The 2384-nt window shown below is 71.6% G+C and carries 3 protein-coding genes; 2 read left to right on the top strand and 1 reads right to left on the bottom strand.

What is annotated here, in order from left to right:
* A partial coding sequence (locus ACFFNX_RS49760; RefSeq protein ID WP_378213485.1) for a fructosamine kinase family protein occupies nucleotides 1-325 on the top strand: 325 nt, incomplete at its 5' end.
* A gap of 202 nt (nucleotides 326-527) precedes the next feature.
* Nucleotides 528-1370: an LLM class flavin-dependent oxidoreductase gene (locus ACFFNX_RS49755; protein ID WP_378213483.1), complete on the top strand. Its 843-nt coding sequence runs from the start codon at nucleotides 528-530 to the stop codon at nucleotides 1368-1370.
* A gap of 207 nt (nucleotides 1371-1577) precedes the next feature.
* Here the strand turns inward: ACFFNX_RS49755 and ACFFNX_RS49750 are convergent, their stop codons facing one another.
* Nucleotides 1578-2312, bottom strand: coding sequence for an SDR family oxidoreductase (locus ACFFNX_RS49750; RefSeq protein WP_378213482.1), 735 nt, complete (start codon nucleotides 2310-2312; stop codon nucleotides 1578-1580).
* Nucleotides 2313-2384 lie beyond the last annotated feature (72 nt).

Genomic DNA, 2384 nt, shown 5'->3' with positions numbered 1-2384 from the left:
CGCCGACGCCGCGGGCCCGCCCGAGCCGCCCGCGCGGATCCACGGGGACCTGTGGTCCGGCAACGTCCTGTGGAGCGACGACCGCGGCTGGCTGGTCGACCCGGCCGCGCACGGCGGTCACCGCGAGACCGACCTGGCGATGCTCGCGCTGTTCGGCGCGCCGTACCTGGAGCGGATCGTCGCCGCGTACGACGAGGCGTCGCCGCTGGCCGGGGGCTGGCGCGACCGCGTGCCGCTGCACCAGCTCCACCCGCTGCTCGTCCACGTCGTCCTGTTCGGCGGCTCCTATCGCGACCAGGCCCTGAACGCGGCCCGCCGCATCTAGGGCCCGGTCGCTCCATCCTTGTCAATCGGAACCTCGTTCCGTATAGTTACCGGAACAAGGTTTCGTTTCTGTGGCCTCGCTTGCGCATGGCTCTGGCAAGCCTGAGTCAATCGCGCCGAAAAGGCGTTCCGTTTAATGGCGGTTCCCGCATTGAAAGGACCAACGGCCGATGTCACACACTCCCCGGCCCAGCTTCGGGATCATGACCGCCCCCATGCAGGTCGGCTATCACGACGTCCTGCGGATCTGGCGCGAGGCGGACGCGATCCCGGAGATCGAGCACGCGTGGCTGTTCGATCACCTCATGCCGATCGGCGGCGACCCGAACGGACCGGCCTTCGAAGGCTGGACGCTGCTCTCGGCCCTCGCCCCGCAGACCCGGCGACTGCGCCTCGGCCTGCTCGTGACCAGCAACCGCTTCCGGCCGCCCGCGATGCTGGCCAAGATCGCCGCGACGGTCGACATCGTCTCCGGCGGACGGCTCGACTTCGGGATCGGCGTCGGCTCGCGACCGGACCATCCGCTGGCCCGGCGCGAGTACGAGGCACACGGCCTGCCCTTCCACGACGTCGCCCACGCCGTGGGCAGCCTCGCCGAGGCGTGCACGGTGATCCGGCGGCTGTGGACCGAGGCCGAACCATTCGACTTCCAGGGCGAACACATCCGGCTCACCGGGGCGTTCTGCAACCCCGCACCCGTCCAGCGCCCCCATCCGCCGATCCTGATCGGCGGGCGCTCGGCCGCGACGCTCCGCGTGGTCGCCGAACACGCCGACCTGTGGAACATTCCCGGCGGCGACATCGACGACGTCGTCCGCCGCAGCGCACTGCTGGACCGCTACTGCGCCGAGATCGGCCGCGACCCCGCCTCGATCACCCGCTCGATCCACCTGCCGGTCTCCTACGACCGGCCCGGCGTCACCCGCGAGGCGATCGGCGAGGCCATCGACGCCGGCTTCGGGCACATCGTCCTCGGCCTGCCGGCCCCCTATCCCGCCGGCGCCGCACGCTGGGTCGCCGACGAGCTCATCACCACGTCGGCCTGAGGCGTGTTTCGAAGTCCCGCCGTCCGGGACACTCCGCCGGTCGGGACACACTCCCCGCTCTCCCAGACACTCCCCGCCCTCCCAGACACTCCCCGCCCTCCCAGGGGGCGCCGACCCCACTTCCATTGTCAAGCCACCCCACACACCAAAGGAAGACCACACGCACGGCTGTGGAAAACCCACGACCCAACCACCTCGAGACAGGCCCTAACCCCGCCCGACGAACGGCATCTTCGTCGCGGTCAGGGTCATGAACTGCACGTTCGCCTCCAGTGGCAGGCTCGCCATGTACAGGACGGCCCGCGCCACCTGCTCGACGTCGAACGTCGGCTCTGGCGTCAGCCGTCCGTCCGCCTGGCGGGCCCCCTCGGCGATGCCCGCAGTCATCTCGGTCGCCGCGTTGCCGATGTCGATCTGCCCGCAGGCGATGTCGTACGCCCGCCCGTCCAGCGACAGCGACCTGGTCAGGCCCGTAATGGCGTGCTTGGTGGCGGTGTAGGCGACACTGCCCGGTCGCGGGGAGTGCGCGGAGATCGAGCCGTTGTTGATGATCCGGCCGCCGCGGGGCCGCTGCTCCTTCATCAGCCGCACCGCCTCCCGCGCGCACAGGAACGCGCCGGTCAGGTTCGTGTCGACCGTACGCCGCCAGTCCTCGACGGAGATCTCGTCGGCCGCGCCTCCAGGCCCGAACGTCCCCGCGTTGTTGAACAGCAGGTCGACCCGCCTCCACGCGCGACGCACCTCGGCGAACACGCCCGCCACCGCCTCGTCCGACCCGACGTCGGCCGGGACGACCAGGGCCGCGCCGGAGCCGTCGGCGGTCTCGCGGAGCGTCTCGGCTCGCCGTCCCACCAGCGCCACCCGGTAACCGGCCCCGAGCAGCGCCCGCGCGACGTGCCGCCCGATCCCGGATCCGGCCCCCGTCACGACCGCGACGTTCATGACCGCCGGGAGCCGCGCGCCACGGACAGGCCCCACAGCACGAGCGGCACCTGCAGGGGCAGGCGCCCGTAC

The organism is Actinoallomurus acaciae (genome assembly GCF_042429965.1).
GTDB classification, from domain to species: domain Bacteria; phylum Actinomycetota; class Actinomycetes; order Streptosporangiales; family Streptosporangiaceae; genus Actinoallomurus; species Actinoallomurus acaciae.
This window is presented reverse-complemented; position numbering and strand designations above follow the sequence as displayed.